The sequence below is a fragment of the Methylobacterium carpenticola genome, from assembly GCF_042748905.1.
GTDB classification, from domain to species: domain Bacteria; phylum Pseudomonadota; class Alphaproteobacteria; order Rhizobiales; family Beijerinckiaceae; genus Methylobacterium; species Methylobacterium carpenticola.
The window spans coordinates 1,168,719-1,194,373 of the sequence record NZ_JBHZEO010000001.1 but is presented as its reverse complement, the minus strand read 5'-3'; the positions used below and the strand labels follow the sequence as shown (position 1 = coordinate 1,194,373).

Below are 25,655 nucleotides of genomic sequence, written 5' to 3'. Positions count from 1 at the left end.
CGGCCGTTAAGGCCACGCTTCTCCTAACGCTCGCGCTCGGCCGGTGGATCCGCCTCCGCGGGCGGCGCCTCCGTCCCGGCCCGGCCGCGGGCCTGCGCCTTGCGGCGCTTCAAGTTGTCCCGCAGGGCGGCCTTCAACCGCTCCGCGCGGGGATCCTTGCGACTATCGTCCATGTCTCGCGACCCATCGTCGCCGCCGCGCGGTTTGGCCTTCCACCCGGGGGCCGAAGGCGGCAGATACGGCGCATCCCGCCTTAACCTGATCCAGTTACAAAGCCAGCCGGATTTGAGCGAGATCAAGGCGCGACCCGGGCGATCCGGTGCCCCTGTCGCGGATTCCGGGGAGCCGAAGGGATCCTGATGCCCGAGACCGACTACCAGGCCATCTTCCGCAAGGCCCTCGACCGCCTGCACGGCGAGCGCCGCTACCGCGTCTTCGCCGACATCGAGCGCGTCGCCGGCCGCTTCCCGGCCGCCCGCTGGCGCCAGCCGGACGGCACGGCCCGCGACATCACCGTCTGGTGCTCGAACGACTATCTGGGCATGGGCCAGCATCCCGCGGTCGTCGGCGCGCTGACCGAGACCGCGCTGCGTTGCGGCGTCGGCGCAGGGGGCACCCGCAACATCGCGGGCAACAATTCACCGCTCGTGGACCTGGAGCGCGAACTCGCCGACCTGCACGGCAAGGAGGCGGCCCTCGTCTTCACCTCGGGCTACGTCTCGAACCAGACCGGGATCTCGACCCTCGCCAAGCTGATCCCGAACTGCCTGATCCTGTCGGACGCCTACAACCACAACTCGATGATCGAGGGCGTGCGCCAGTCCGGCTGCGAGAAGACGATCTTCCGCCACAACGATCTCGGCCATCTGGAAACGCTGCTGCGCGACGCGGGCGACCGGCCCAAGCTGATCGTGTTCGAGAGCGTCTATTCGATGGACGGCGACGTGGCGCCGATCGCGGCGATCTGCGACCTCGCCGACCGCTACGGCGCGATGACCTACATCGACGAGGTGCATGCGGTGGGCCTCTACGGCCCGCGCGGGGCCGGCATCGCCGAGCGGGACGGGGTGATGCACCGCCTCGACGTGATCGAGGGCACGCTCGCCAAGGGCTTCGGGGTGGTGGGCGGCTACATCACCGGGACGGCGGCCCTGTGCGACGCGGTGCGCAGCCACGCGCCGGGCTTCATCTTCACCACCGCCCTGCCCCCGGCCATCGCCGCGGCGGCCACCGCCTCGATCCGCTACCTGAAGCGCTCGCAGGCCGAGCGCGAGGCGCACCAGCGCCAGGCGGCGCGCACGAAGGCGGCCCTCGCGCAGGCCGGCCTGCCGGTGCTGCCGACCGACACGCATATCGTGCCGGTGATGGTGGGCGATGCGGAGCTGTGCAAGGCCGCCGCCGACCGGCTGCTGGAGCGCCACGGCATCTACATCCAGCCGATCAACTACCCCACCGTGCCGCGCGGCACCGAGCGCCTGCGCATCACGCCCTCGCCGTTCCACGGGGAGGCGGAGATCGCCCGGCTGACCGAGGCGCTGGTGGAGGTGTGGGACGCCCTCGACCTGCCGCGGGCCGGCACGGTCTTCGTGGAGGCGGCGGAGTAGGCGCAGGACCGGTTCCGGACGCCGCCCCACGAGGCGTCGGCGCGGCCCCGGACTGTTCGGACTGCTCGAACCGCCCGCTCAGCCCCCGATCCGCGCCAGCAGCCGCTCGATCAGCGGGTTCTCCGCCGCGAAGGCGTAGTCGATGCGCCGCACGCTCACGCCCTGCGCGCCCGCCCGGGCGAGCGCATCGGCGAGGTCGAAGACCGCGTCCGTCGGGCAGCGCAGCACGATCTCGCCCCGCCCCTCGGGGGCGCCGTAGGGCAATTCGGCCCGGTGCGCCGCCGCGAGGGCAGCGACGTCGACGGGCTCTCCCGGCATCCCGGCCCGCACCTCGCGGCTGGTGCGCGCGCGCTCCTCGGCGCTGATCCGGCCCAGCACCGCCTGCACGGCGGCCCGCGCGGTCGGTCCCCAGGACGCGCCGAGCGAGGCGACGAGGTTCGCCTCCGAGCGCAGGATGACGCCGTCGTCCAGCACCTTCAGGGCGTTGGCGGCGAGCGTCGCGCCCGTGGTGGTGATGTCGACCACGATCTCGGCGCTGCCGGCGGCCGGGGCGCCCTCGGTGGCGCCCAGGCTCTCGACGATGCGGTAATCGGCGACGCCGTGGGCCGCGAAGAAGCGCCGGGTCAGGTTCACGTACTTGGTGGCGATGCGCAGGCGCCGGCCGTGCCGCAGCCGCATGTCGATGGCGACCTCGTCGAGGTCGCTCATGCTGCGCACGTCGATCCAGGCCTGCGGAACCGCCACCACCACCGTCGCCTGACCGAAGCCGAGGGGCGTGAGCAGCTCCACCTGCGCGCCGGAATCCGGCAGCGTCTCGCGGATCAGATCCTCGCCGGTGACGCCGAGATGCGCCGCACCGCTCGCGAGCTGGCCGGCGATCTCGGAGGCCGAGAGGTAGCGCACCTCCACATCCGCCACGCCCTTGAGGTGGCCGCGATAGTCGCGGGCGCCGCTGGTCTGGGCGAGCACGAGGCCGGCCCGGCCGAAGAAGGCGGCGGCGTTCTCCTGAAGGCGGCCCTTGGAGGGCACCGCCAGGACCAGGGGGCCATCGGCACGGGTCATCGGGCGATCTCCCGGGCGGCGAGGCGGTCGAGCCAGAAGGAACAGCCCACGGCCGGCAGCGGATCCGGGCTGCCGAGATGCTGGAGCAACCCGTCGTAGCGCCCGCCACCGACCACCGGCCGCTCGCCCCCGGTCTCCGCGATCTCGAAGATGAAGCCCGTATAATAGTCGAGGTTGCGGGCGAAGCGCCCGGTGAAGGTGAAGCGCTCCAGCGGCAGCCCGCGGGCCGCGATGAAGCCGTTGCGCTCCTCGAACAGGGCGATGGCCTCTTGCAAGCCCGGCGCGGCGAGCCCGGCCCGGCCGATCAGCTCGCGGATATCCGCCGCGACCCGGTCCGGGTCGCCGCTCACCGCCAGATAGGCCTCGATCACCGCGCGGGTCTCCGGGCCGAGTCCCGCCCCGCCCCCCGCATGGGCCGCGGCCTTGGCGAGGAAGCGCTCGGCGATCTCGCCCGCGCTGCGCCCGCCGACCCGGCTGATCCCCGCGATGGCGAGCACGTCCTCCACGAAGGCGCGCACGCCCTGCGGATCCTGGCCCTGGATGGCGCTGAGCAGGCCCGCATGAGCCTCGCCGACGGGGGCCGGCGCCACGAGGTCGTCGAGGGAGCGGCCGGCCGCGATGGCGCGCAGGCAGCGCCGCTTGGCGGCGGGCGCGACGGCGAGCGCGTCGAGGAGCGCGGTGATCAGGCCCATGTCGCCGAGGCGCACCTGAAGGTCCTGGCGGCCGAGGCGCTCCAGCCCCTCCACCGCGAGGCCGAGGATCTCCGCATCGACGGCCGGGATGTCGGTCCGGCCGATCGACTCGATGCCGGCCTGATGGAACTCGTCCGGCTCGGCCGCCCGCAGACGGAAGACCGGGCCCAGATAGGCGTAGTCGGCCGGGGCGGAGCCGGCCACCGCCCGGTGATGGCGCCCCACCGGAATGGTGTATTCGGGCCGCAGGCACAGCTCCGCGCCGCCCGCATCCTGCGTGATGAAGATGCGCCGCCGGATGTCCTCGCCCGAGAGTTCAAGGAAGGGTTCGACCGGTTGCAGCACCGGCGGCTCGACGCGCGCATAGCCCCGCCCCTCGAAGAAGGCGAGCAGCCGCTCATGGGCGGCCGACGTGATCTGCGCGGCTCCGTTGCCCGTCATCGTCCTGATCCGTTCGTCCGGTCCCTGTAGCAACCGCGCCCCGCCCTGGCGATGGCGGCGATTGCGGAAGGCTGTTCGGTCATGAGGCGCGATCCCCCTCTCTCGTGGGGGAGAGGGTCAGGGGATCGAAGATCCCGAGGGTCAGGGGATCGAAGGTCCCACGTGAGGATGGCTCGGGCTCAGGATCACTCCGAGCCGTCGAGCTGCCAGCGGCACGGGTCGGTCGGCTTGCTGCACCGTCCCCACCCTCACCCCGACCCACATAGGAGAGGGGATCGCGCGCTCCAGATCCACGTCGGCGGTGATGGGGGAATGCCACCGGCCTCCCCTCACGAGAAATGCCGGTCGAGCACCTCGCGCACCCGGGCCACCATCTCGTCCTCCGGCACCGAGAACTGGGCCGGGCGGGCGGCCTTCCACTCGGCGTTGCTGGCGATGGCCTCGGCGGCCCGCGCGCCCTCGATCAGGTCCTTGATCTGGACCTCGCCGGCGGCGCGCTCGTTCGAGCCCTGGATCACCACGCACGGGGCGCCGCGCCGGTCGGCATACTTCATCTGCGCCTTGAGGCCGGCCGCGCCGAGATAGAGCTCCGCCCGGATGCCCGCGCCGCGCAGGCGCGCCACCAGGGCCTGATAGGCGGCGATCTCCTCGCGGTCGAGGACCAGCACCACCACCGGCCCCGGCCCGGCGGCTCCCGCCACGATCGGGCTCCGGATGATCTGGAGGGCCGAGAACAGCCGCGAGACGCCGATGGAGAAGCCCGTCGCCGGTACCGGCTCGGAGCGGAAGCGGCCGACGAGGCCGTCGTAGCGCCCGCCCCCGGCCACGGAGCCGAAGCGCACGGTCTGGCCGTCCTCGCCGACGACCGGGAAGGTCAGCTCGGCCTCGTAGACCGGGCCCGTGTAGTATTCGAGGCCGCGCACCACGGAGGGGTCGGCCCGGACGCGATCGTGCCCGTAGCCCGCCGCCTCGCACAGGCGCAGGATGGCGTGCAGCTCCGCGATGCCCTGGCGGCCCGTCTCCGAGTCGCCCACCACGTCGGACCAGCCCCCGAAGAAGCTCTCCCAGAAGGCGAGGCGGTCGCCGCCCACCGTGGGGGCGGCCTGGAAGGAGACGTAGCGGATGATGCGGTCGATCGACGCGTCGGAGAGCCCGGCACCCTTGGTGAAATCGCCGCTCTCGTCCTTGCGGCCGGGCCCGAGGAGGAGGCGGACGCCGTCGACGCCGAGCCGGTCGAGCTTGTCGATGGCGCGCAGCACGGTGAGGCGGCGCCCGGCCTGATCGTCGCCGCCGAGGCCGATCGCCTCCATGACGCCGTCGAGCACCTTGCGGTTGTTGACCTTCACCACATAGTCGCCGCGGGCGATGCCGACCTTTTCCAGGGTGTCGGCGGCCATCATGCAGATCTCGGCATCGGCCGCGACGCTCGGCGCCCCGACGATGTCGGCATCGAACTGCATGAACTGGCGGAAGCGGCCCGGCCCCGGCTTCTCGTTGCGGAAGACGTAGCCGGCCCGGTAGCTGCGATAGGGCTTGGGCAGGGCATCGAAATGCTCGGCCACGTAGCGGGCGAGCGGCGCCGTGAGGTCGTAGCGCAGGGAGAGCCAGGATTCGTCGTCGTCCTGGAACGAGAACACGCCCTCGTTCGGCCGGTCGAGATCCGGCAGGAACTTGCCGAGCGCCTCGGTGTACTCGATGAACGGGGTCTCGACGGCCTCGAAGCCGTAGAGCTCGAAGCTCTCGCGGATCGTCTGCAGCATGCGCTGCGTGGCGGCGATCTCGGCCGGGCCGCGGTCGATGAGGCCGCGCGGCAGGCGGGGCTTGAGGGTGGCGGCCTTCGCGGGCTTGGACATGGCGGCAGACATCCGGTCGTCGTGACGCGGCCCCTCCGGACGGTTCGGGCGGATGGATGGAGGCCGGGGCGCAGGCGGGCTTTCCGGCCCGCCAAGGCCGCAGGCGCTCTAGACCATTTGGCGCGCCGTGCAAACCGTGGGCCGGCAGAGCCAGCGCACCCGCGCCGCCTCCAGGCCCCAGACGATGCCGAGCATCATGTAGACGTGGCGCCACTTCTCCACATCGATCTGGAAGGCCTGCAGGAAGAACATCAGGAGGGCCGGCACCACGATCTGGGCGTGGCGCCGGAAGGGCGTCGGCGCCTGCATCAGACGCAGGCCCACCCGCGTGGTCGAGAGCACGAGCAGGATGAAGGTGGCACCCGCCACCCAGCCGCCATTCGCGAAGGCGCCCAGATACGAGTTGTGCGGCTCCAGGTTGAAGATCAGGCGCCAGCGCAGGGGGCCGAAGCCCATCGGCTCCTCCATCAGCAGGCCGAAGCCGCGGATCTGGTTGCCGAACCGTCCGGTCTCACCCTCGTCGTAATCCTGCGTGACCGCGGCGCGCTTGGTGAAGGTCTCGGCGACGCTGCCCACCGACAGGAGTCCGCCCAGCGCCGCGCCGCCGAGGATGAGCGTCGCGGCGGTGCTGCGCAGGATGCGGCGGCGCAGGTCCGGGGAGGCCGTGGTGCGGCAGATGCTCGTCACCATCAGGGCGATCGCCACCGCGGTGCCGCCCCAGGAGCCGCGGGAGAAGGAGAGGAAGATCCCGCCGAGCAGCAGGACGAGCCCCGCCGCCGACAGCAGCCGGTGCCGCGTCCGGCCGTTGAGCAGGTTGTGCATCAGGTAGAGGGCGCCGAGCGTCAGGAAGGAGCCGAACACGTTCGGGTCCTGGAAGGTGCCCGAGGCGCGGCCGTACTTGCTGAACAGGTCCTCGTCGCCGATCAGCTCCAGGTAGCCGCCGAGGCCGAGCGCTGCGGAGAACAGGGTGCTCGCCGTGTAGACCTTCAGCACCAGCTCGACCCGGCGCTCGGTGTCGTCGGCGAAGAACATCGCGAAGAAGATGCCCGTCACCGCGAGGTAGCAGAGCTGGATCGTCCACAGGACCGGCTTGTCCTCCCCCAGATAGGGCAGCAGCGCCAGCACCGTCGTGCCGACGAAGACGAGGAGCAGCATCACGAGCGGCACCGCGCCGCGATGGAGCCGGACGCCGAGCAGGAGCCAGAGGGCGATGGCCGCGGGCGCGACGAGGTCGTAGGGCGAGGCGTCCGAGAAGGCGAAGCAGGCGAAGAAGACGAAGGCCGCCATCAGGGCGAGCCCGAGCCCGTGCAGGACGCGCAGGAGCGGCAGGCCGCCGAGGCCGCGGCGGGGCAGGACGGCGGTGGTCATCGGGCAGCTCCGGACGGATGCGACCGGAGCGACACTAGGGCGCCAACCGTATGCGCCGCCTGAAGCAAGAGGGTGAAGAAAGCCTTGCCCAAACGCGCAGCCCCGCCGCGCGCGAGGCACGGCGGGGCCGGTCGTTCAAGGAACGGAGCCGATACGCAACCTGGCTCCCCACGAAGATCGCGCAGGTCGGTGAATCTTTCCTCAACGCGCCGCGAGGGACACCGCGCCCACCCGCGCGGGGGCCTCCGCCCGGCGGCGGCTGCGCGCGGCGTAGCGGCGGGCGAGCGCCGCGCAGGCGAGGATCTGCACCTGATGGAACAGCATCACGGGCAGGAGCAGGCTGCCCACATCCTGGCCGGCGAACATCACGTTCGCCATCGGCACGCCCGCGGCGAGGCTCTTCTTGGAGCCGCAGAACACGATGGTGATCTCGTCCTGGCGCGAGAAGCCGAGGAGGCGGCTCGCCGCCGTGGTGATGGCGAGCACGCAGGCGAGGAGCACGAGGTCGGTGGCGAGCATCGCGAGGAGCGCCGGCAGCGGCGTGCGCGACCACAGGCCGGTCGCGGTGGCGTGGCTGAAGGCGAGATAGACCACGAGCAGGATCGAGCCGCGGTCGACCACGCTGGTGAGGCCCTTGCGGCGCGCGAGCCAGGGCCCGAGCCGCGGATGCAGGATCTGCCCGAGCACGAAGGGCAGGAGCAGCTGCATCACGATCTTGGCAACCCCGCTCCAGTCGAAGCCGCCGCCCTGGACGTGGAACAGCAGCGACACGAAGAGCGGCGTCAGCACGATGCCGAGGATGTTGGAGGCCGAGGCCGCGCAGACCGCCGCCGGCACGTTGCCGCCCGCCACCGCCGTGAAGGCGATGGAGGATTGCACCGTCGAGGGCAGGACGCTGAGGAACAGCACGCCCGCCGCCAGGGCCGGGGTCAGCAGGGTCGGGGCGAGGAGCCCGGCCGCCAGCCCGAGCAGCGGGAACAGCCCGAAGGTGGTGGCCAGCACGACGAGGTGCAGCCGCCAATGCGCGAGCCCCGCCAGCGCCGTGCGGCGGTCGATGCGGGCCCCGTGCAGGAAGAACAGCAGCGCGATCGCCCCGTTGGCGACGAGGCCGAGCCACTCGGCCGGGGCGCCGTCCACCGGAAGGACGGAGCCGAGCAGGAGGCAGCCGAGGAGCATCACCGTGAAGGGATCGAGGCGGAGGCGGGCGAGCATCGCTGAGGGGGTCCTGACAGGTCGGGCCCGATGTAATCCCGTTCCTCACGCCGCGGTATGCTGCGGTGCGGGATTACAGCTATCACACAGCGTGATAAGCTGCCTGCCGTCTATGCAGGATCGCACAAGGCATGAGCCGCCTCATCGACCCGACCCTGCTCCGCACGCTGACCGCGGTGATGCGCAGCCGGAGCTTCAGCCGCGCCGCCGAGCAGCTCGGCCTGCGGCAATCGACCGTGAGCCAGCACGTGCAGCGCCTGGAGGCGCAGCTCGGCCGGCGGCTCGTGGCCCGCGACACCCACTCGGTGGCGCCGACCCCGGAGGGCGAGGCGGTGCTGGGCTTCGCCCGCACGGTGCTCGACGCGCATGAGCGGCTGGAGCGCACCCTCGCGGGGGGCACCGTGCGGGGCCGGCTGCGCTTCGGCGCCTCCGAGGATTTCGTGCAGACGCGCTTCGCCGAGGTTCTGCGCGATTTCCGGGCGAGCTACCCGTCGGTGGATTTCGAACTCAGCGTCTCCTTCACGCAGCTCCTCGCGGAGGCGGTGGAGCGGGGCGATCTCGACCTCTTCCTCGGCAAGCGCCGGGTCGGCGAGGCGCAGGGTCTGCTGGTGCGGCGCGACCGGCTGGTCTGGGTCGGCCTGCCCTCGGCCCTGCCGGAGCGGGACGAGCCCGTCTCGATCCTCAGCTTCCCGGCGCCCAGCGTCACCCGGTCGATCGTGCTGGAAGCCTTCGCGCGCGAGAGCCGGGCATGGCGGATCACCTGCACCTGCGCCAGCCTGAGCGGGCTGCGCGCCGCGGCGCTCGCCGGGCTCGGCCTGATGGTGCAGGCGCGCAGCCTGATCCCGGACGGCCTTCAGGAACTCGCGGTCGCCGAGCTGCCGCGGCTGCCGGACGTCGAGTTCATCCTCGCCGGCCCCGGCCTCCACCGCGAGCCGAGCCGGACGCTCGCGCACGACATCCTGCACGCCGATATCTGGGATTGAGCCTGGAGCCTACGCTCAATCGAGAGTTTTCCCTGCTGGCCGGCGGCGTCACTTGATGAGCGCCAGCGCGGGGGGCCCGCCGTCTCCAGCCACTCGAACGGCCCCCTCTCGACCGTGACGCGGCCGACCCCGTGCACGGCCATGCGGCGCAGGCCGGCCCGGCGGTGCGCCTCGCGTCGCGGCCCCACCGCATCCTCCACGGCGAAGACCTGGAATCCGCCTGCCGCGAGGCTGATCGCCGGCTGACGCAGGCAGACATGCGCCTTGCGGCCGGCGAGCGGCACATGGTCCCGCCCCGGCGGCAGGGCGAAGCCCGGCGACCGGGTGGCGTCGAATTCCCGCGTCTCCAGCACCGGATGGGTGCCGCGATCCGGCAGCGTCGGCCCGAGGCCCTCGGGGCTTTGCTCGGTCACCAGAACCGGCACGTCGAGGAGCGCGGCCGGCAGGCGCCAGCGCATCCTCTGCGACGAGCCGGCATCCCCTTCGCCGGACAATGCTCTACCGGCGCCAGATTCCGAGCTTCTCGGTCCGCGCGTGGCGCTCGGCCTCCACGAGGTCGCTGGTGGCCTCGGACGTGGCCCGGCCGCCGCCGTTGTAGAGCACGACCTCCGACAGGTCATGCCCGTCGACCGTGCAGGTATAGGCCGAGCCGTTCGTGGCGGGCTGGCAGGCCACCGGGCGTCCCGCGAGGTAGCTCGTCAGGTCCTGGGGCTGAGCCCCCCGCGCGGTCTCGACGCCGAACAGGCGCAGGGTCTTGCCGCCGAGCTTCAGGGTCGCGGTGTCGACCACCTCGGCAACGCCCGCGAGCGAGGCGGACTTCTGGGGCGGCGCCTCGTCCGGGACCAGCGTGCCCGTCTCGACCGGGTCCCGGCGCGGGGCCGCCGCGCTCTTGGTCTCGGGCACCGGCGCCGCGGGAACGGCGGCGGTGGGCGGCGGGGCGGCGGGCTCGGAGCCCGACAGGAGCCATGCCCCCGCACCGACGAGCGCCACCAGGCCGAGGGCGGCGACGAGGGGGCGCCGTGCCGGCCCGGGACGCGTCGTCCGCGTCGGGCGGGTGACGGCGGGCTTGAGGCCCTCCCCGCTCGGAGCGGCTGGTGCCGCATCGGCCGCCGGCGCGGCAGCGGGCTGCCGGGCCGGCGCGGCGCGGCGGGCCGCGAAGCCGCGGGCGAGGCGCGCCAGCGCGCCGGCGGGCTTGGCCGCGCGCGATGCGGCCGGCCGGGCGGGCGCGGAGGCCGTGCCCGCGGGCGCCCGATCCAGCCGCATCCAGTCGCGACCGGACCCCGCCTCGGCGGCATCCGCTCGCAGCGGTTCGGAGACGGCCGCGGCGGCCGTCTCCGGCGGGGTGACCGGCGTCACCGGCGCGGGCGGCAGGAACAGCGACGGGTGCTGACGGCGCAGCTCGTCGAACAGGTCCGCCAGGGTGAAGGGGCGTTCCCCATCGCCCTGGCGGTGGACCCGCGGGGCCCCGTCCCGACCGACGACCTGATAGCCCGGCGGCGCATCCACCGCGCGCACGGCGGATTCCGCCAAGAGTTCGAGCGTCCGGCGTGCGACCTCCACGGGCCGCTGCCGGTCGATCTCGGCCCGGATCGAGGCCTTCACTTGCTCACGCGACGTCATGACCGACCGTCTACCCTGGATAACCGCCGCGCCCAAGATCCATCATTCGAAGGCCGATCGACGCAGCGCCGTGTGCCGCAGCGGAAAGCTCCCCCGGCTGGCGCTCAGCGGCTGGCGACCTGCTCGCGCGAGAGGACGCGGCTCGTCTCGGAGACGATCACCGGACGGCCGGCCGCGAAGCTCACCCCCAGCCGCACCGCGACGGTGCCCTGCGAGCGGGTGCCGCGGTCGGGGTTGATGGCGGTGAAGTCCACGGTGCTGTCCACCTGGCAGGTGGCGATCCCGGCGTTGCAGGCGGTGCGGATGGTGTCCGGCCGGGCGCGGTAGCGGCGATCGGGCCAGCGGGCGAAGAAGCGGCGCTTCTCGGCCAGCACGGCGCCGAGGGTCATCCGGCGGCCGTGGAACTCGACCCGGTCCGCGTAGAAGTGCGGCGTGGAGCCGAGGGAGACGCCGTTCGGCTGCGAGAAGGTCGAGAAGTAGTCGCGGGTCAGGTCCTGCGCCGCGATGGCCCAGCCGAGCATGCGCCCGTCCGAGGCCGTGGGCGCCGGGGCTGGCTGCGGGGCTGGTCTGATCGCGAGCCGGACCGGGCCGCGCCGCTCCTCGCGGGCGGCGCGCGCGACGTGATGGGCAGAGGGACGGAAGGCCGCCCGCTCGGCGCGCCGCGTCGTCTGCGCCGCCTCGGCGGTGGTCTTCGCCGGCTTCGACGCGGGCGCCCGCACGGCCTCGGCGGCGGGCCGCTCCGAGCTTGATTTGGCAGAGCCGGCTTTGGCGGCGCCCTCCGACGGCGAGACCACCTTGGCAGGCGGATCAACCCAGCCGTTGCGCCCCTGCTGCTGCGCGAGAGCCGGCGCGGCCACCAGGGCCGCGCTCAGGGACAGGCCAGCGAGAAGGGCCGAGGATCGGAGAGCAGGCATGGCGGCACCGGGAGCGCGGAGGTCAGCTTAGAAACGTCGCTGGGTACGGTGACGGTTCCCGGTCCGATTCTCCAGCCACGCCGTGGCGCAGGGCCGGCTTGTCAACGGGATGCACATCCCCGTCTGTGGAGGAGAGGCCCAAGCCCTTCCGGCAGCCGCGGCGTTCACGGTTCCTCGACCATCCTCGAATCCACGCCGCGTCGCACCGCGTTCCGCCGGCCCGGAGGCGCCGGATTATCTCGGCCGCTCGTTCGTCCTCCCAAGGAATCGTCCGCGACGGAAACGGAAACGGTCGACCGGAGCCCGGACGGCCGTCGCCGCGATGCCACGCGGGACGTATATGAGACGATGCCCGCACCTTCCCCACCGGCACACCGCATGAGGGACGCCGACTTGAGAATCCTCGGGATCCTGGGAGCCACCGTGACACGCCGCGTCCATCGCCCGGCCGGCCAGCCTCTCCGCCGGGGAGGTGCCCATGGCGGAGCATGAGGCGCCGCGACGGGCACTGCTCGTCGTCAACCCGCGCGCCCGCAACGGCGGCCTCGACCTCGCGGCCGTGAAGGCGGAGCTGCGCCGCGGCGGCATCGAGCCGGTCGATCCGGACGATCCCGCGCGGGATTGCCGCGACCTGATCCGCGCGGCGGCCGAGACGGTCGACCTCGTCATCCTGGGCGGCGGCGACGGCACCCTCAACGCCGCCGCGCAGGCCCTGGCCGACCGGCACCTGCCCTTCGGCATCCTGCCGCTCGGCACCGCCAACGATCTCGCGCGCAGCCTCGACCTGCCGCTCGATCCGGTCGCGGCCGCGCGGGTCATCGCCACGGTGCCGGCCCGGCCGATCGATCTCGGCTGCGTGAACGGGCATTACTTCTTCAACGTCGCGAGCGTCGGCTTCTCGGCGGATCTCGCGGGCGAACTCACCGCCGACCTGAAGCGGCGCTTCGGCACCATCGGCTACGCGGTCGCGGCCGTCCGGCTCCTGCGCAAGGCGCGGCCCTTCACGGTGGAGATCGAGCACGACGGCGTCACCGAGACCGTGCGCACGATCCAGGTCTCGGTCGGCAACGGCCGGCATTACGGCGGCGGCATGACGGTGGAGGAGCACGCCACCGTCGATGACGGGCTCCTCAACTTCTACAGCCTGGAGATCGCCCATTGGTGGCGCCTGCTCGTCCTGCTGCCGGCCCTGCGGCGCGGCACGCAGGGGCGGGCCGCCGACGTGCGCGCCTTCCAGACGACCGAGGTGGTGCTCCACACGCGCAAGCCGCGGCCGGTCAACACCGATGGCGAGATCACCACGCGGACGCCCGCCCACATCCGGGTGGTGCCGCAGGCCGTGCGGATCCATGCCCCGCCTCCCCAGGCGCATGTCCGGGCCTCCCTGCTTCCCTGATCACCGAGAGCGAGACGACCCGTGGATTCCCTTCTTCAACTGGCCGCGGACCCCGCTGCCTGGGCGGCCCTGGCGACCCTGGTCGTCATGGAGGTGGTGCTCGGCATCGACAACCTGATCTTCATCTCGATCATCACCAACAAGCTGCCGGAGGCCCAGCAGAGTTCGGCCCGGCGCATCGGCATCGGGCTCGCCCTGGTGCTGCGGCTCGCGCTCCTCGGCACGGTGGCCTACATCGTCCACCTGACCCAGCCCGTCGTGACGCTGTTCGGGCACGCCTTCTCGTGGCGCGACATCATCCTGATCGCGGGCGGCCTGTTCCTGCTCTGGAAGGCCACCAAGGAGATCCACCACAACGTCGATCCCGGCGGGGACGAGGAGGATGCGGGCAGGACCGCGACGCTCGGCTACGGCGCCGCCATCGTGCAGATCCTGCTCCTCGACCTCGTCTTCTCCATCGACAGCATCATCACGGCGGTCGGCATGACGGACCACGTCGCCATCATGGTGGTGGCGGTGCTGGCGGCCGTCACCGTGATGCTGCTCGCGGCCGATCCGCTCTCGCGCTTCATCGCCGCCAACCCGACCGTGGTGATGCTGGCGCTGGGCTTCCTGATCATGATCGGCATGACGCTGATCGCGGAGGGCTTCGGGGCGCACGTGCCGAAGGGCTACGTCTACACCGCCATGGCCTTCTCGGCCGGCGTCGAGGTGCTCAACATCCTCGGACGCCGGGCCCGCAAGGCACGGGCCCGGACGGTCGGACCGTCCTGACCGGTCAGGGCAGCGGGTTCGCCGCCGCCGCGTCCTCCGCGGCGCAGGTGGCGGCGTCCGGCACGAGCGCCGGCCCGGCGAGCACCCGCGCCAGCTCGGCGCGGGCGGTCTCCAGGTCGGCCCGGAAGGCGGGATCGCCCTGCAGGGCCGCGAACAGGGCCGAGCCGGTGGTGCGCCCCGCCTCCACGTCGCTGCGCCAATGCACCCCGCAGACGAGGCGGCTCTCGCCGTAGATCCGGCCGCGCCGCAGGATCGCCGTCGCCCGCTCGGGCGCCGCGGCGGCGAGGATCAGCGCGTAGGTCCAGCCCTCCGTCGCGTGGCCCGACGGATAGGACTTGCTCCGCGCCAGCCGCTCGGTGCGGTCGACGCAGATCGGCAGGTCGTTGCCGAGATGGGGCCGCTCGCGCGCGAAGTGGTGCTTGGGCCGGTCCACCGCCGCGACCACGTCGAGGCGCGTGCGTTCGAGGAGCCCCATCACGGCGGGCAGCTGCCCGGGATCGAGGCGGGTGCCGAGGGCGCAGGAGAAATCGGCGAGGAGATGGGCGGCACCGCCCGCCACGTCGGCGGTGGCGAGCGCCCAGCGCGGCGTGCCCTTGAGGGCCCGCGTGCCCGCATAGGTGAGCCGGTCTCCCGCATCGGCCTCGGTGCCGGGTTTCGGGGGCGGCGGCAGGACCGCGATCGTGTCGAGGGCGCCCTCGCGGAGATACGGCTTGCGGGCCGGCGCCTGCGGCGTCACCGGATCGGCGGCGACGGGCGGCGCGGATTCGCGGGCCAGGGCGCCCGTGGCGATCCCGAGGGCGGCGAGGACGAGGAGCAGGCGGGGCATCGGCATCGTTCCGGCTGTCGCGTGGAGCCGGTCGCTGTCTAAGCATCATTCGCCGACGGGGCCACCGGTTCGGCGACGACGCGGAAATCGAATACCCATGAAACCCCCGCCGGGCCTGCCCGTTGGAGGAACCTGAAGCGGAGCGCCCCATGCGCCACACCCCCATGCGCCACACCCCCTTGCGCGACAACACCGAGCAGAGCCGGTTCGAACTCGTCGTCGACGGCGAGGTCGTGTACGCGGATTACGCCCGCAGGCGCGGCGAACTCGCCATCCGCTACGTCTACGCGCCGCCGCGCCTGCGGGGCACCGGGGCCGCCGGACGGCTGATGGCGGAGATCGCCGCACTGGCCCGTGCCGAGACCCTCCGGATCGTGCCGCTCTGCAGCTACGCGGGCGCGTGGCTGCGCCGCCACGGGGAGCATCGCGACCTGCTGGCGTGATCCGGGACGCCCGTGCGTCCTCGCAGCCGATTTCGCCGAAGCGTCGCGCGGTTTCGCGTTAAGCTCCGCGACGCATCGAGAGCCCAGACGCCGACATCGAGCACCCTCATCCGGCCGGAGATCCTGCGGTGGCCCAGTCCCTCGACGTGACGGCGGATGCCAAGGCGGGACGCGCCGGCCTCAATCCCGGCCTGATCCTGGGCGCCCTCGGGGTCGTCTACGGCGATATCGGTACGAGCCCGATCTACGCCCTCAAGGAGGCGGTGCGGGCGGCGAGCCCGGGCGGATCGGCCGAGGCGCCCGCCGTGCTCGGGGCGGTCTCGCTGATCCTGTGGGCCCTGATCCTCGTCGTCTCGGTCAAGTACGCGGTACTGATCCTGCGCGCGGACAACCGCGGCGAGGGCGGCATCGTGGCGATGCTGGCTCTCCTCGGGGCCCGGCACGCCCGGCCCGGCAGCTGGGGGGCGCTCCTCCTCGTCGTCGGCCTCGTCGGCGCCGCCCTGCTCTACGGCGATGGCGCCGTCACCCCGGCGATCTCGGTGCTGAGCGCCGTCGAGGGGCTCAAGGTCGCCGCGCCCGCCCTGTCCCACGCCGTCCTGCCGATCACGCTCGTCATCCTCGTCGGCCTGTTCGTGATGCAGAGCAAGGGCGTCGGCTTCATCGGGCGCATCTTCGGCCCGGTGATGCTCCTGTGGTTCGCGGTGATCACGATCCTCGGCATCGGCGGCATCCTGCACGCGCCGCAGGTGCTCGGCGCCGTCAATCCCTGGCGGGCGGTGGACTTCCTCGCCCATGCCGGCTGGAGCGTGGGCTTCGCCATGCTGGGCGCGGCCTTCCTCGCCGTCACCGGCGGCGAGGCCATGTATGCCGATCTCGGCCATTTCGGCGCCGGGCCGATCCGGATCGCGTGGTTCAGCCTCGTGCTGCCGGCCCTGATGGTGAACTATCTCGGGCAGGGGGCGGTGCTCCTCCTCGAACCCGGGGCGATCGAGGGGCCGTTCTACCATCTCGCCCCCGACTGGGCCCAGCTGCCGCTGACCGGCCTCGCCACCGTGGCGACGGTGATCGCCTCGCAGGCGATCATCTCGGGCGTGTTCTCGCTGACCCAGCAGGCGATCCAGCTCGGCTTCTTCCCGTTCCTGCGGGTGGTGCACACCGCGCAAACCGAGCGCGGGCAGATCTACGTGCCGGTGGTGAACTGGCTGCTCGCCGGCGCGACCCTGAGCGCGGTCCTGATCTTCGAGAGTTCCGACGCGCTGGCGGGCGCCTACGGCATCGCGGTCTCGACCCTGATGGCGATCACGACGCTGCTCGCCGCCCTCATCGCCCGCCGCTGGGGCTACGGCCTCGGGCCGGTGCTGCTGGTCAACGGCTTCTTCCTCGCCATCGACCTCGTCTTCCTGGCCGCGAACAGCGTGAAGATCGTCGAGGGCGGCTGGTTCCCGCTGGTGCTGACCCTGGTGATCGCCGTCCTGATGCTGACGTGGCGCAAGGGCACGATGCTCCTGGAGGCGGCCCGGGTGCGCCTGCGGATGCCGGAGGAGGTCTTCCTCGCCCGCCTCGCGGAGGATCCGCCGATCCGGCTGCCGGGCTCCGCGGTGTTCCTGTCCTCGGCCCAGCGCGGGATCCCGCTCCACCTGACCCGGTTCCTGGAGCGCAGCCACGCCCTCCACGCCCGCACGGTGATCGTGACGGCGCTCTACGAGGAGACGCCGACCGTGCCGGCCGAGGCCCGGGCCACGGTGACGCGCATCGCCCCGGATCTCTACCGGGTCACCCTGCGCTACGGCTTCATGGAGGAGGCCTCGGTCCCGGAGGGACTCGCCGAGGCGGCGGGAGCCGGTTTCCTCCCCGCCTGCTTCACCGAGGATCCCACCGTCTTCATCGGCCACGAGACCATCATCCCGCGCCACCACGTGCGCGGCATGGCGGTCTGGCGCGAGAACCTGTTCGCCTTCATGATGCGCAACGCCGAGCGCACCGGCGCCTTCTTCTGCGTACCGGGGCACCAGCTGATCGAAGTCGGCACCGAAATCGAGATTTGATACGGTTTCCGGAAGATCACTTTCGGAAACCGTATCACGAGCCCGCGCGGCGCCTGAGCGAGGCCGGTTTCCGCATCGCGAAGCGATCATCCGGAAACCGTATCATACGGTTTCCGGGCGTTCCGTTCGGGAGCCGCGTCAGGCAGCCCGCGCGAGCGAAGCCGATGTCCGCATTGCGACGCAATCCAGTCGGACATCGTATGACGGCGCGCCGGAAGCGCCGCGGACGGGAGGAAACGCCTGTGAGTCTCCATCGCACCCTTGCCGCGCGGGCCGAAGCCGGCCGGCCGGTCCGCATCGCTCTGATCGGAGCCGGCAAGTTCGGCTCGATGTTCCTGTCGCAGGCCCCGCGCACGCCCGGCCTGCACGTGGTCGGCATCGCCGATCTCGACCCCGCCCGGGCGCGGGCCGCCACCGCCCGGGTCGGCTGGTCGCCCGAGCAGGCCGAGGCCCGCTCCGCCGCCGAGGCGATGCGGACCGGCGGCACCTGGGTCACCGACGACACCGAGGCGCTGATCGCGTCCGACGGCCTCGACGTGGTGGTGGAGGCGACCGGTCATCCCGGGGCCGGCATCCGTCACGCCCTCCTCTGCTGCCACCATCGCCGCCACGTGGTGATGGTGAACGTGGAGGCCGACGCCCTCGCGGGTCCCCTCCTGGCACGCCGCGCCGCCGAGGCGGGCATCCTCTATTCCTTCGCTTACGGCGACCAGCCGGCCCTGATCGCCGAGCTGGTCGACTGGGCGCGCACCGCCGGCTTCCCGGTCGTCTGCGCGGGCAAGGGCACCAAGTACCTGCCGGCCTACCATGCCTCGACCCCCGACACGGTCTGGGGCCATTACGGCTTCACGCCCGAGCAGGTGGCGGCGGGCGACTTCAACCCGCAGATGTTCAACTCCTTCCTCGACGGGACCAAGTCGGCCCTCGAGATGGCGGCGGTCGCCAATGCCTGCGACCTCGATCCGGCGCCGGGCGGCCTCGCCTTCCCGCCCTGCGGAGTCGACGATCTGCCGAGCGTGCTGCGGCCGCGAGCCGAGGGCGGCATCCTCCCCGTCTCGGGCACCGTCGAGGTGGTGTCGTCGCTGGAGCGGGACGGGCGCCCGGTCTTCCGGGACCTGCGCTGGGGCGTCTACGTGGTGGTGGAGGCCCCCTCGGACTACGTGCGCCGCTGCTTTGCCGAGTACGGGCTGAAGACCGACGCGAGCGGGCGCTACGCGGCCATGTACAAGCCCTATCACCTGATCGGGCTCGAACTCGGCCTCTCGGTGGCGAGCGTGATGGTGCGCGGCGAGCCGACCGGCGCCACCCGCGACTTCCGCGCAGACGTGGTGGCGACGGCCAAGCGCGACCTCAGGGCGGGCGAGCGCCTCGACGGCGAGGGCGGCCACACCGTCTACGGCCGGCTGATGCCGGCCCGCGCCTCCCTCGAAGCGGGCGGCCTGCCGATCGGGCTCGCCCACGGTTTCACCCTCACGCGCCCCGTCGCGGCGGGGCAGCCGGTGCGCTGGCAGGATGTCACCGTCAAGGCGGACGATCCGGCCGTCCGCCTCCGGCGCGAGATGGAGAGCCTGTTCGCCCGCGAGACCGGGACGGTCCTCAGGACCTGACGCTCGCCGACGCGGCCCGCGGCGCCCGGTCGAGGGCGTTGAACACGGCTTGGCAGCCGCGGCTGAGATTCGGACGCTCCCGCCGCAGGCAGGCCTTGATGCGCGTCTCGTCCGGGATCTCGCTGCTGCAAAGCCGGAACACGTCCGGGGTGCAGGCGGCGCGCTGCTCCGGCGTGCTCTCGGCGTGGCTCACGGTCACGCCGGCTCCCGTCAGGAGCGCGACGCAGATTCCGATGAACGATCTGCTCATGCTGATCCCCCCTCATCGTAAAGCAGCGCCCGGCCGTGCGACCGCGAGGTCGACCGGTGAATACCTGGGCTGCCGCTGGTTGATGTGACGAAAGCTTAAGGTCGGGAACCTTAACCGGTCAAGTAAGCGTGGCAATTATTCTGGTGGACGTGCCGCAACGGGTGCGCCGCAGCATGCGCCGCCCGGCCCGGCGGAGGCCGCCGCGCCCTCTGACGGCCGCCTCGCCACGGCCGTCAGGTCGTCGGCGGAGATGGAACAATCGATCCCCATCATACCGCAGGGCGGCGTACAGATGTGCAGTGCGGCAGGGCCACGTTTGTCGACCACGTTGGCTGCGCAGATCGGGCCCGGCACCACGGCAGCCATCCGCACAAGCATTTCGGAAATAGCCGCAAACACGAACCGGCAATTGCTGCCATAGGCTTCTGGTAACCAATCGACGGTAGTTCATGGATCGTGACGGCCGTGATGCCGGCTGTGCTCATGAAAATGCCTCCGGGGTCCGCCGTGCGCATCCAGACCATGTCCATCCGCGCCAAGCTCGTCGCTGCTTTCGCGGTCCTCACCCTGTTCATCATCGGTCTCGGCGGCATCTGCCTGGCGACGATGCAGCAGATGCGGAACCAATCCCGCGATATCGAAACCAATTGGCTGCCCGGCGTGCGCGCCCTCGGAGAGATCGACACCCGCGCCGCGCGGCTGAACGGCGTGCTCCTGCGCTACACCCAGGCCAGCGACCCCAAGCTCGCCGCCACGATCGAGAAGGATCTCGAGAAGTTCGGCCGCTGGCTGGACGAGGCCAAGACCGCCTACGAGGCGCTGATCGATTCACCGGAGGAGCGGGCGCTCTACCAAGCCTACCTGAAGGCCGCTGCGGCGTTCGAGGTGCCGCGCCAAGTGGTCATCGACCTCGCGCGCAAGGGGCAGAGAGCCGAGGCGTTCCAGCATTACGAGACGAACGGCATCGGCCCGCGCCGCGCGATGTCGGACGCCCTTCAGAAGCTCGTCGCCTTCAACAACCAGGGCGGGATCGACGCCTCCGCGCGGAGTCAGGCGGCCTTCGAGCGCGCCCGCATGGTCGGGCTTCTCGCGATGGCGACGGGCCTCGTCCTGTCGGTCCTGCTGGCGGCCGTGATCGTGCGCAGCGTCTCGCGCGGCATCGCCTCGGTGGTGACGCCGATGCAGGCGCTCGCCGCGGGCGATCTCTCGGCGACGATCCCGCACCAGGGCGCACGCACCGAGATCGGCACGATCGCCGACGCGGTGCAGGTCTTCAAGGACGGGCTGGTCCGCATGCGCCGGCTGGAGGAGGAGAGCGCGGCGGCCCGCGCGGGCACCGAGGCGCAGCGCCGGGCGGCGACGCGGGAGATGGCGGAGGGCTTCGAGCGCGCCGTGGGCGGCATCGTGGGCCTCGTCTCGTCGGCGGCGCGCGACCTCGAAGCCACCGCGCAGGGCATGGCCGGCGCCGCCTCGCAGACCGCGCAGCAATCGACCAGCGTCGCCGCCGCGGCGGAGGAGGCCGCGACGAACGTCAACACGGTGGCGGCCGCCGCCGAGGAACTCGGCTCCTCCGTGAAGGAGATCGGCCGGCAGGTCTCGGGCTCGGCGGAACTCGCCCGGGCGGCGGTGGGCGAGGCGGAGCAGACCGCGGGCTCCATGCGCGAACTCGGCACGGCCATGGCCAAGATCGGCGACGTGGTGACGATGATCACCTCGATCGCGGGGCAGACGAACCTTCTGGCGCTCAACGCCACCATCGAGGCGGCCCGGGCGGGCGAGGCCGGACGCGGCTTCGCGGTGGTCGCCGCCGAGGTCAAGGAACTCGCCAACCAGACCGCCCGCGCCACGGACGAGATCACTGCCCAGATCGGCCAGATCCAGGGCCGGACCCAATCCGCGATGACGGCGATCGGCAGCATCGCGGAGCGGATCGGGGAGATCAGCCGCGTCGCGACCTCCATCGCCGCCGCCGTCGAGGAGCAGGGCGCCGCCACGCAGGAGATCGTGCGCAGCGTCGCCCAGGCGGCGATGGGCACGAGCGAGGTCACCACCAACATCAGCGGCGTGGCGAGCGCCGCCGGGGAGACGGGTGCCGCGGCCTCGCAGGTTCTGGCGGCCTCCTCGGTGCTGTCGCGCCAATCGGCGCAGCTCGGCCACGAGGTGACCGGCTTCCTGGAGCGCGTGCGCGCGGCCTGATCCGAAGGTGCCCCGCCCGGCGCCGGTCCCCCGGCGCCGGGTTGGAAGGGCCTCGCCGGCTCACCCCCGCAGCACGGACGCGGCGTCGAACCCGTCCGGCACCCGGCCGGTCGGCCGCACGAGGTCGTAGGGATCGCGCGCCAGGAACCGGCCGGAGCCCGGCCGCGCCAGCACGCTGCCGTCCCGCACCGCGACCGCGCCCCGACGGATCACCGTGACGGGCCAGCCCTTCACGGCGAGTCCCTCCCAGGGGGTGTAGTCGATGGCGTGATGGAGATCGGCATTGGCGATCCGCCGCTCCGCGGCGGGATCCCACAGGACGAGATCGGCATCGGCCCCGGGGGCGAGGGTCCCCTTGCCGGCAAGGCCGAACAGCCGGGCCGCGTTGGCCGAGGTCAGCCGCACGAAGGTGGGCAGGTCGATCCGGCCCTTCGAGACGCCCTCCGAGAACAGCACCGGCAGGCGGGTCTCGATGCCCGGCACCCCGTTCGGGATCGCATTGAAGGCCGGCATGCCGTCCGCCCGCGCCAGCGCGCCGCCCTGGCCGTAGCCGCTGCTGCCGGGATCGCGCTTGGCGGTGGCGAAGGAGAAGCCGCAATGGTCGGAGGAGACCACGTCGAGGGTGCCCTCCGCGATCCGCGCCCAGACCCGCTCCCGCTCGCCGGGCGCGCGGAGCGCGGGCGAGCACACCACCTTGGCGCCCGCGAAGTCCGGCCGCGCGAGGTCCTCGGTGGAGAGGGTGAGGTATTGCGGGCAGGTCTCGCCCCAGACCTTGACGCCGCGGGCCCGCGCCCGGGCGATCTCCTCGGCCGCCTCGTCGCAGGAGACGTGGAAGATCTGGATCGGCTGGTCGACGAGTTCGGCGAGGGCGATGGCCCGGTGCGTCGCCTCGCGCTCCACCACGGGCGGGCGCGCCCAGGCGTGCTGGAGCGGGTCGGTCAGACCGGCCTTGAGCAGGGCCCGGATGCGCCAGCCGATCGCGTCGAAATTCTCGCAATGCACCGTGACGAGGGCGCCGAGCCGCCGCGCCGTGGCGAGCACCTCCAGGTACTGCGCGTCGGTGAGGCGGAGCGGATCGTAGGTCAGGAAGACCTTGAGGCTGCGGATGCCGCGGGCGACGAGGGCCGGCACCTCGCGCTCCAGCACCTCCGGCGTCGGATCGGTGATGATCTGGTGGAAGCTGTAATCCGCCCGGGAGGCCTTGGCGCGCTCCTCGTAGTCGCGGGCGGTGCGGGCGATCGGGTGCCCCTTCCACTGGGGCACGAAGCAGATGAAGGAGGTGGTGCCGCCCGCGAGCGCCGCCGCGGAGCCGGAGGCGAAGCTCTCCTCCTGCACCCCGCCGCCCTCGGACGGCTCCTCGATGTGGCAATGCGGATCGATCCCGCCCGGGGTGACGACGAGCCCCTTGGCGTCGATCTCCTCCGCCCCCGGCCGCAAGCCCCGGCCGAGGGCCGCGATGCGCCCGTCCTTGATGCCGATATCCGCCTCGAAGGTCTCGGCCGCGGTGGCGACGAGCGCCCCGCGCACGACGAGGTCGAAATCACGGTCATGGGCTGGGGTGGTCATGCAGGGGGCCTCCTGTCGTCGCATCGCGGAACGCGTGTCAGTAGCATTGTCGGTGCCACCCGCGGGAAACTCCTTCGCCGAACTCGCGGGGGCCGCATCGGCACCGGACTCATGTTAGAGCCGGGCCGTATCGTCCTGCGCCATCCGGAGCGAAGCCCTGCTTGCCCTCACGCCCGACGAATGGAGCGCGCTGCGCCTCAGCCTGCAGGTCGCCAGCGTCGCCACCCTGGCGAGCCTGATCCCGGGCCTCCTCGTCGCCCTCCTCCTCGCCCGCGGCTCCTTCCGCGGCCGCTCGCTCATCGACGGGCTGGTGCATCTGCCGCTGATCCTGCCGCCGGTGGTGACGGGCTACCTGCTGCTCCTCGCCTTCGGGCGCCGCGGATTGTTCGGGGCGGCCTTGGCCGAGGTCGGCATCGTGTTCGCGTTCCGCTGGACCGGGGCAGCGCTCGCCTGCGCGGTCATGGGCTTTCCCCTGATGGTGCGCGCCATGCGGCTGTCGATCGAGGCGGTCGATCCCAAGCTCGAACAGGCGGCCGCCACCCTCGGCGCCCGTCCGCTCGCCGTCTTCCTGATCGTCACCCTGCCGCTGGCCCTGCCCGGCATCCTGGCCGGCTCCGTCCTCGCCTTCGCCAAGGCCATGGGCGAGTTCGGCGCCACCATCACCTTCGTGTCGAACATCCCGGGCGAGACCCAGACCCTGCCCTCGGCGATCTACGCCCTCACCCAGGCTCCCGGGGGCGAGAGCGGGGCGATGCGGCTCACGCTGATCTCGATCGTGGTGTCGCTCGCCGCCCTCCTCGCCTCCGAGGCCCTGGCCCTCCGGGCCAAGCGGCGGCTCGGCGCATGATCGCGGTCGAGGTCTCCCACCGCCTCGGCGCCTTCGCGCTGGAGGCGAATTTCACCGCCTCGGGGCACGTCACCGCCCTGTTCGGCCGCTCGGGCTCGGGCAAGTCGACCCTCGTCAACATCATCGCCGGGCTGGTGCGGCCGCGGGCGGGGCGGGTCGTCGTGAACGGCACGCCCCTTCTCGACACCGAACGCGGCCTCTTCGTGCCGGTGCATCGGCGGCGGATCGGCTACGTCTTCCAGGATGCGCGACTCCTGCCGCACCTGAGCGTGCGGCAGAACCTGCTGTTCGGCCGCTGGTTCGCGCGGCGCGCGGAGGACGGCGTCACGCTGCCGGGCGTGGCGGACCTGCTCGGGCTCGCCGGGCTGCTCGACCGGCGCCCCGCCGGCCTGTCCGGCGGCGAGCGCCAGCGGGTGGCGATCGGGCGGGCGCTGCTCGCCCGGCCGCGGCTGCTGCTCATGGACGAGCCGCTCTCCGCCCTGGACGAGGCCCGCAAGGCGGAGATCCTGCCTTACGTCGAGCGGCTGCGCGACGAGGCGCGGGTGCCGATCGTCTATGTCAGCCACGCGGTCGCCGAGGTGGCGCGCCTCGCCGACACGGTGGTGGTGCTGGAATCCGGGCGCGTCGCGGCTTGCGGACCGGCCGACGCCATCCTGCGCCGGGCCGACCTCCTGCCGGTGCAGCAGGCGGGCGAGGCCGGCGCCCTGCTTCCGATGCGGGTCGCCGGCCACGACCCGGCCTTCGGACTGACCCGGCTCGTCGGCGCCGCGGGCACGCTGCACGTGCCGGCTCTGCGGCTGGCGGAGGGGAGCCCGGTCCGCGTGCGGGTGCGCTCCCGCGACGTGCTCGTCGCCCTGGAGCGCCCGCGGGGCCTGAGCGCCCGCAACCATCTCGCCGGCCGCATCACCACGGTCGGCGCGGGTGACGGGCCCTACGCGACGGTGGAGATCGATTGCGGCGGGGCGCTCCTCTCCGCCGCCCTCACCCGCCACGCCGTCCACGAACTCGGTCTCGCCCCCGGCCTGTCGGTCTTCGCCCTCATCAAGGGCGTGGCCTTCGATGCAGAGACCATCGGCGCGACGACCGAGGTGGCGATCTGATTGGTCGCCCGCGAGGCACCGCGACACCCCGAAAACGGCGAGCCTTTCGGCCCGCCGCATCCGGAGTTCAATGGATCGACGTCGCTCAGCGGGCGCCCGGGAGGCGCTCGGCCATGGCGAGGTGCTCCTCCATCGAGGGCAGCACCTGCGACACGTAGGTGCGCAGGGCCGGGTTCGGGCCGCCCTGCAGGTAGGCCTGGTGGCTCGCGATCGCCATGCGGTGCGACTGGATCTGCATCCGCGCGTAGGTCCGGTCGAAGCGCGGGCCGGCCGGCGTCTGGGCCAGCTCGGCCAGCATGGCCTGCTGCTCGGGGTTGAGCGGCACCACGGTGGTGGCCGCCGTGGTGGTGACGTCGCCGTCGAAGGCGTTCGCGCCGACCTGGGCGCCGCGGGCCGCCCCCGCGCCGATGCCCTGGAGGCCGCCGATCGGGCCGCCCTCGAGGGTGCCGGTCACGGCACCGGCCGCCGCGCCCGTCGCCGCACCCACCGCGCCGCCGGCGATCTCGAAGGGCGCCGCGATCAGGCCGCCGGGGCCGCCGGCGGTCGCGCGGGCCACGTTCTCGGGGCCGCCGAGCAGCGCCACGTTCGCGGCGCGGTGGTCGCGGATCATCTCGCGGGCGTATTCGCGCACTCGCGGGTTGCGGCTCTTCTCCAGCGCGATCTGGCTCGAACGCACCTCGAAGGCATTCGACTGGAGGGCCATCTGGCGGAACTCGCCGCCCATCTGCGCGAAAGCCGGCGTTGCCAGGGCAACCACGAGCGTCGAGATCGCAAGAGTGGTCTTCATCGGAACTCTCCCGTGACTGGTCTTGATCGTTGCGGAGAATCGGCCGGCCGGCGCGAAGCGCGCCGCCGC

The 25,655-nt window shown here is 72.5% G+C and carries 22 protein-coding genes and 1 pseudogene; 10 read left to right on the top strand and 13 right to left on the bottom strand.

Annotated elements, in window-relative coordinates; translation table 11 throughout:
• Positions 1–23 precede the first annotated feature (23 nt).
• Positions 24–173, bottom strand: coding sequence for a hypothetical protein (locus ACE101_RS05810; RefSeq protein WP_379126713.1), 150 nt, complete (start codon positions 171–173; stop codon positions 24–26).
• A gap of 186 nt (positions 174–359) precedes the next feature.
• On the opposite strand from ACE101_RS05810, the gene hemA reads away from it, so the two are divergent.
• The gene (gene hemA, locus ACE101_RS05805) at positions 360–1,604 is read left to right on the top strand and encodes a 5-aminolevulinate synthase (RefSeq protein ID WP_379126711.1); all 1,245 of its coding nucleotides are present in this window, start codon (positions 360–362) and stop codon (positions 1,602–1,604) included.
• Between the two features lie 78 nt (positions 1,605–1,682).
• Here hemA and hisG read toward each other — a convergent pair whose 3' ends face one another.
• The 5 genes from hisG to ACE101_RS05780 all read right to left on the bottom strand — a co-directional run bounded on the left by hisG (position 1,683) and on the right by ACE101_RS05780 (position 8,232).
• Positions 1,683–2,666, bottom strand: coding sequence for an ATP phosphoribosyltransferase (gene hisG, locus ACE101_RS05800; protein WP_379126709.1), 984 nt, complete (start codon positions 2,664–2,666; stop codon positions 1,683–1,685).
• Positions 2,663–3,799, bottom strand: a complete 1,137-nt coding sequence (locus ACE101_RS05795) for an ATP phosphoribosyltransferase regulatory subunit (RefSeq protein ID WP_379126707.1) — start codon at positions 3,797–3,799, stop codon at positions 2,663–2,665. Before ACE101_RS05795 ends, hisG begins: the two co-directional genes overlap by 4 nt.
• Positions 3,800–4,128: 329 nt before the next feature.
• The gene (gene hisS, locus ACE101_RS05790) at positions 4,129–5,652 is read right to left on the bottom strand and encodes a histidine--tRNA ligase (protein WP_379126705.1); all 1,524 of its coding nucleotides are present in this window, start codon (positions 5,650–5,652) and stop codon (positions 4,129–4,131) included.
• Positions 5,653–5,760: 108 nt separating this feature from the next.
• On the bottom strand, positions 5,761–7,020 hold the full coding sequence (locus tag ACE101_RS05785; protein ID WP_379126703.1) for an O-antigen ligase family protein: 1,260 nt from the start codon (positions 7,018–7,020) through the stop codon (positions 5,761–5,763).
• 201 nt (positions 7,021–7,221) lie between these two features.
• Positions 7,222–8,232, bottom strand: a complete 1,011-nt coding sequence (locus tag ACE101_RS05780; RefSeq protein WP_379126701.1) for a bile acid:sodium symporter family protein — start codon at positions 8,230–8,232, stop codon at positions 7,222–7,224.
• 131 nt (positions 8,233–8,363) lie between these two features.
• Here ACE101_RS05780 and ACE101_RS05775 point away from each other — a divergent pair, with 131 nt between their 5' ends.
• Positions 8,364–9,215, top strand: coding sequence for a LysR family transcriptional regulator (locus tag ACE101_RS05775; protein ID WP_379126700.1), 852 nt, complete (start codon positions 8,364–8,366; stop codon positions 9,213–9,215).
• A gap of 140 nt (positions 9,216–9,355) precedes the next feature.
• Here the strand turns inward: ACE101_RS05775 and ACE101_RS05770 are convergent.
• From ACE101_RS05770 to ACE101_RS05760, 3 genes and pseudogenes are all read right to left on the bottom strand, one after another.
• Positions 9,356–9,673, bottom strand: a pseudogene (locus tag ACE101_RS05770) (isochorismatase family protein); the annotation flags it as partial.
• A 40-nt stretch (positions 9,674–9,713) separates the two neighbouring features.
• Positions 9,714–10,835: a thermonuclease family protein gene (locus ACE101_RS05765; RefSeq protein WP_379126698.1), complete on the bottom strand. Its 1,122-nt coding sequence runs from the start codon at positions 10,833–10,835 to the stop codon at positions 9,714–9,716.
• A 104-nt stretch (positions 10,836–10,939) separates the two neighbouring features.
• On the bottom strand, positions 10,940–11,749 hold the full coding sequence (locus ACE101_RS05760; RefSeq protein WP_379126696.1) for a hypothetical protein: 810 nt from the start codon (positions 11,747–11,749) through the stop codon (positions 10,940–10,942).
• Between the two features lie 478 nt (positions 11,750–12,227).
• Here ACE101_RS05760 and ACE101_RS05755 point away from each other — a divergent pair, with 478 nt between their 5' ends.
• Together ACE101_RS05755 and ACE101_RS05750 are read left to right on the top strand one after the other, a co-directional pair.
• Complete coding sequence (locus ACE101_RS05755; RefSeq protein ID WP_379126694.1) at positions 12,228–13,145, top strand: lipid kinase; 918 nt, start codon at positions 12,228–12,230, stop codon at positions 13,143–13,145.
• 21 nt (positions 13,146–13,166) lie between these two features.
• The gene (locus tag ACE101_RS05750) at positions 13,167–13,919 is read left to right on the top strand and encodes a TerC family protein (RefSeq protein ID WP_379126692.1); all 753 of its coding nucleotides are present in this window, start codon (positions 13,167–13,169) and stop codon (positions 13,917–13,919) included.
• Positions 13,920–13,923: 4 nt separating this feature from the next.
• On the opposite strand, the gene ACE101_RS05745 is transcribed toward ACE101_RS05750, so the two are convergent.
• Complete coding sequence (locus ACE101_RS05745; protein ID WP_379126690.1) at positions 13,924–14,745, bottom strand: acid phosphatase; 822 nt, start codon at positions 14,743–14,745, stop codon at positions 13,924–13,926.
• Between the two features lie 149 nt (positions 14,746–14,894).
• Here ACE101_RS05745 and ACE101_RS05740 point away from each other — a divergent pair, with 149 nt between their 5' ends.
• The 3 genes from ACE101_RS05740 (at position 14,895) to ACE101_RS05730 (ending at position 18,840) form a co-directional block, all read left to right on the top strand.
• Positions 14,895–15,188, top strand: a complete 294-nt coding sequence (locus tag ACE101_RS05740) for a GNAT family N-acetyltransferase (protein ID WP_379126688.1) — start codon at positions 14,895–14,897, stop codon at positions 15,186–15,188.
• Between the two features lie 128 nt (positions 15,189–15,316).
• Positions 15,317–17,233 carry a potassium transporter Kup gene (locus ACE101_RS05735; protein ID WP_379126686.1) on the top strand — a complete coding sequence of 639 codons (1,917 nt, stop codon included), beginning with the start codon at positions 15,317–15,319 and terminating at the stop codon, positions 17,231–17,233.
• 242 nt (positions 17,234–17,475) lie between these two features.
• Positions 17,476–18,840 carry an NAD(P)H-dependent oxidoreductase gene (locus ACE101_RS05730; RefSeq protein ID WP_379126684.1) on the top strand — a complete coding sequence of 455 codons (1,365 nt, stop codon included), beginning with the start codon at positions 17,476–17,478 and terminating at the stop codon, positions 18,838–18,840.
• Here the strand turns inward: ACE101_RS05730 and ACE101_RS05725 are convergent.
• On the bottom strand, positions 18,830–19,090 hold the full coding sequence (locus ACE101_RS05725) for a hypothetical protein (RefSeq protein ID WP_379126682.1): 261 nt from the start codon (positions 19,088–19,090) through the stop codon (positions 18,830–18,832). The two genes, ACE101_RS05730 and ACE101_RS05725, sit on opposite strands and share 11 nt — an antisense overlap.
• Positions 19,091–19,597: 507 nt before the next feature.
• Here ACE101_RS05725 and ACE101_RS05720 point away from each other — a divergent pair.
• Positions 19,598–21,286: a methyl-accepting chemotaxis protein gene (locus tag ACE101_RS05720; RefSeq protein ID WP_379126681.1), complete on the top strand. Its 1,689-nt coding sequence runs from the start codon at positions 19,598–19,600 to the stop codon at positions 21,284–21,286.
• 60 nt (positions 21,287–21,346) lie between these two features.
• On the opposite strand, the gene hydA is transcribed toward ACE101_RS05720, so the two are convergent.
• Positions 21,347–22,852, bottom strand: coding sequence for a dihydropyrimidinase (gene hydA / locus ACE101_RS05715; RefSeq protein ID WP_379126680.1), 1,506 nt, complete (start codon positions 22,850–22,852; stop codon positions 21,347–21,349).
• 157 nt (positions 22,853–23,009) lie between these two features.
• Between hydA and modB the strand changes: the two genes are divergently transcribed.
• Positions 23,010–23,699, top strand: a complete 690-nt coding sequence (gene modB, locus ACE101_RS05710; protein ID WP_379138498.1) for a molybdate ABC transporter permease subunit — start codon at positions 23,010–23,012, stop codon at positions 23,697–23,699.
• Positions 23,696–24,799 (top strand): molybdenum ABC transporter ATP-binding protein, encoded by a 1,104-nt coding sequence (modC, locus tag ACE101_RS05705; protein WP_379126679.1) that lies wholly within the window; start codon positions 23,696–23,698, stop codon positions 24,797–24,799. The genes modB and modC overlap by 4 nt, the downstream gene beginning before the upstream one ends.
• 85 nt (positions 24,800–24,884) lie before the next feature.
• Here the strand turns inward: modC and ACE101_RS05700 are convergent, their stop codons facing one another.
• Entirely contained in the window at positions 24,885–25,586 is a 702-nt protein-coding gene (locus ACE101_RS05700) for a DUF4142 domain-containing protein (RefSeq protein ID WP_379126677.1), read from the bottom strand.
• Between the last annotated feature and the right edge of the window lie 69 nt (positions 25,587–25,655).

Bases quoted from the DNA above. Each gene is read 5' to 3' on its own strand.
- ACE101_RS05810 (WP_379126713.1), bottom strand. From the start codon at position 173: ATGGACGATAGTCGCAAGGATCCCCGCGCGGAGCGGTTGAAGGCCGCC.
- hemA (WP_379126711.1), top strand. From the start codon at position 360: ATGCCCGAGACCGACTACCAGGCCATCTTCCGCAAGGCCCTCGACCGC.
- hisG (WP_379126709.1), bottom strand. From the start codon at position 2,666: ATGACCCGTGCCGATGGCCCCCTGGTCCTGGCGGTGCCCTCCAAGGGC.
- ACE101_RS05795 (WP_379126707.1), bottom strand. From the start codon at position 3,799: ATGACGGGCAACGGAGCCGCGCAGATCACGTCGGCCGCCCATGAGCGG.
- hisS (WP_379126705.1), bottom strand. From the start codon at position 5,652: ATGTCCAAGCCCGCGAAGGCCGCCACCCTCAAGCCCCGCCTGCCGCGC.
- ACE101_RS05785 (WP_379126703.1), bottom strand. From the start codon at position 7,020: ATGACCACCGCCGTCCTGCCCCGCCGCGGCCTCGGCGGCCTGCCGCTC.
- ACE101_RS05780 (WP_379126701.1), bottom strand. From the start codon at position 8,232: ATGCTCGCCCGCCTCCGCCTCGATCCCTTCACGGTGATGCTCCTCGGC.
- ACE101_RS05775 (WP_379126700.1), top strand. From the start codon at position 8,364: ATGAGCCGCCTCATCGACCCGACCCTGCTCCGCACGCTGACCGCGGTG.
- ACE101_RS05765 (WP_379126698.1), bottom strand. From the start codon at position 10,835: ATGACGTCGCGTGAGCAAGTGAAGGCCTCGATCCGGGCCGAGATCGAC.
- ACE101_RS05760 (WP_379126696.1), bottom strand. From the start codon at position 11,749: ATGCCTGCTCTCCGATCCTCGGCCCTTCTCGCTGGCCTGTCCCTGAGC.
- ACE101_RS05755 (WP_379126694.1), top strand. From the start codon at position 12,228: ATGGCGGAGCATGAGGCGCCGCGACGGGCACTGCTCGTCGTCAACCCG.
- ACE101_RS05745 (WP_379126690.1), bottom strand. From the start codon at position 14,745: ATGCCCCGCCTGCTCCTCGTCCTCGCCGCCCTCGGGATCGCCACGGGC.
- ACE101_RS05740 (WP_379126688.1), top strand. From the start codon at position 14,895: ATGCGCCACACCCCCATGCGCCACACCCCCTTGCGCGACAACACCGAG.
- ACE101_RS05725 (WP_379126682.1), bottom strand. From the start codon at position 19,090: ATGAGCAGATCGTTCATCGGAATCTGCGTCGCGCTCCTGACGGGAGCC.
- hydA (WP_379126680.1), bottom strand. From the start codon at position 22,852: ATGACCACCCCAGCCCATGACCGTGATTTCGACCTCGTCGTGCGCGGG.
- modC (WP_379126679.1), top strand. From the start codon at position 23,696: ATGATCGCGGTCGAGGTCTCCCACCGCCTCGGCGCCTTCGCGCTGGAG.
- ACE101_RS05700 (WP_379126677.1), bottom strand. From the start codon at position 25,586: ATGAAGACCACTCTTGCGATCTCGACGCTCGTGGTTGCCCTGGCAACG.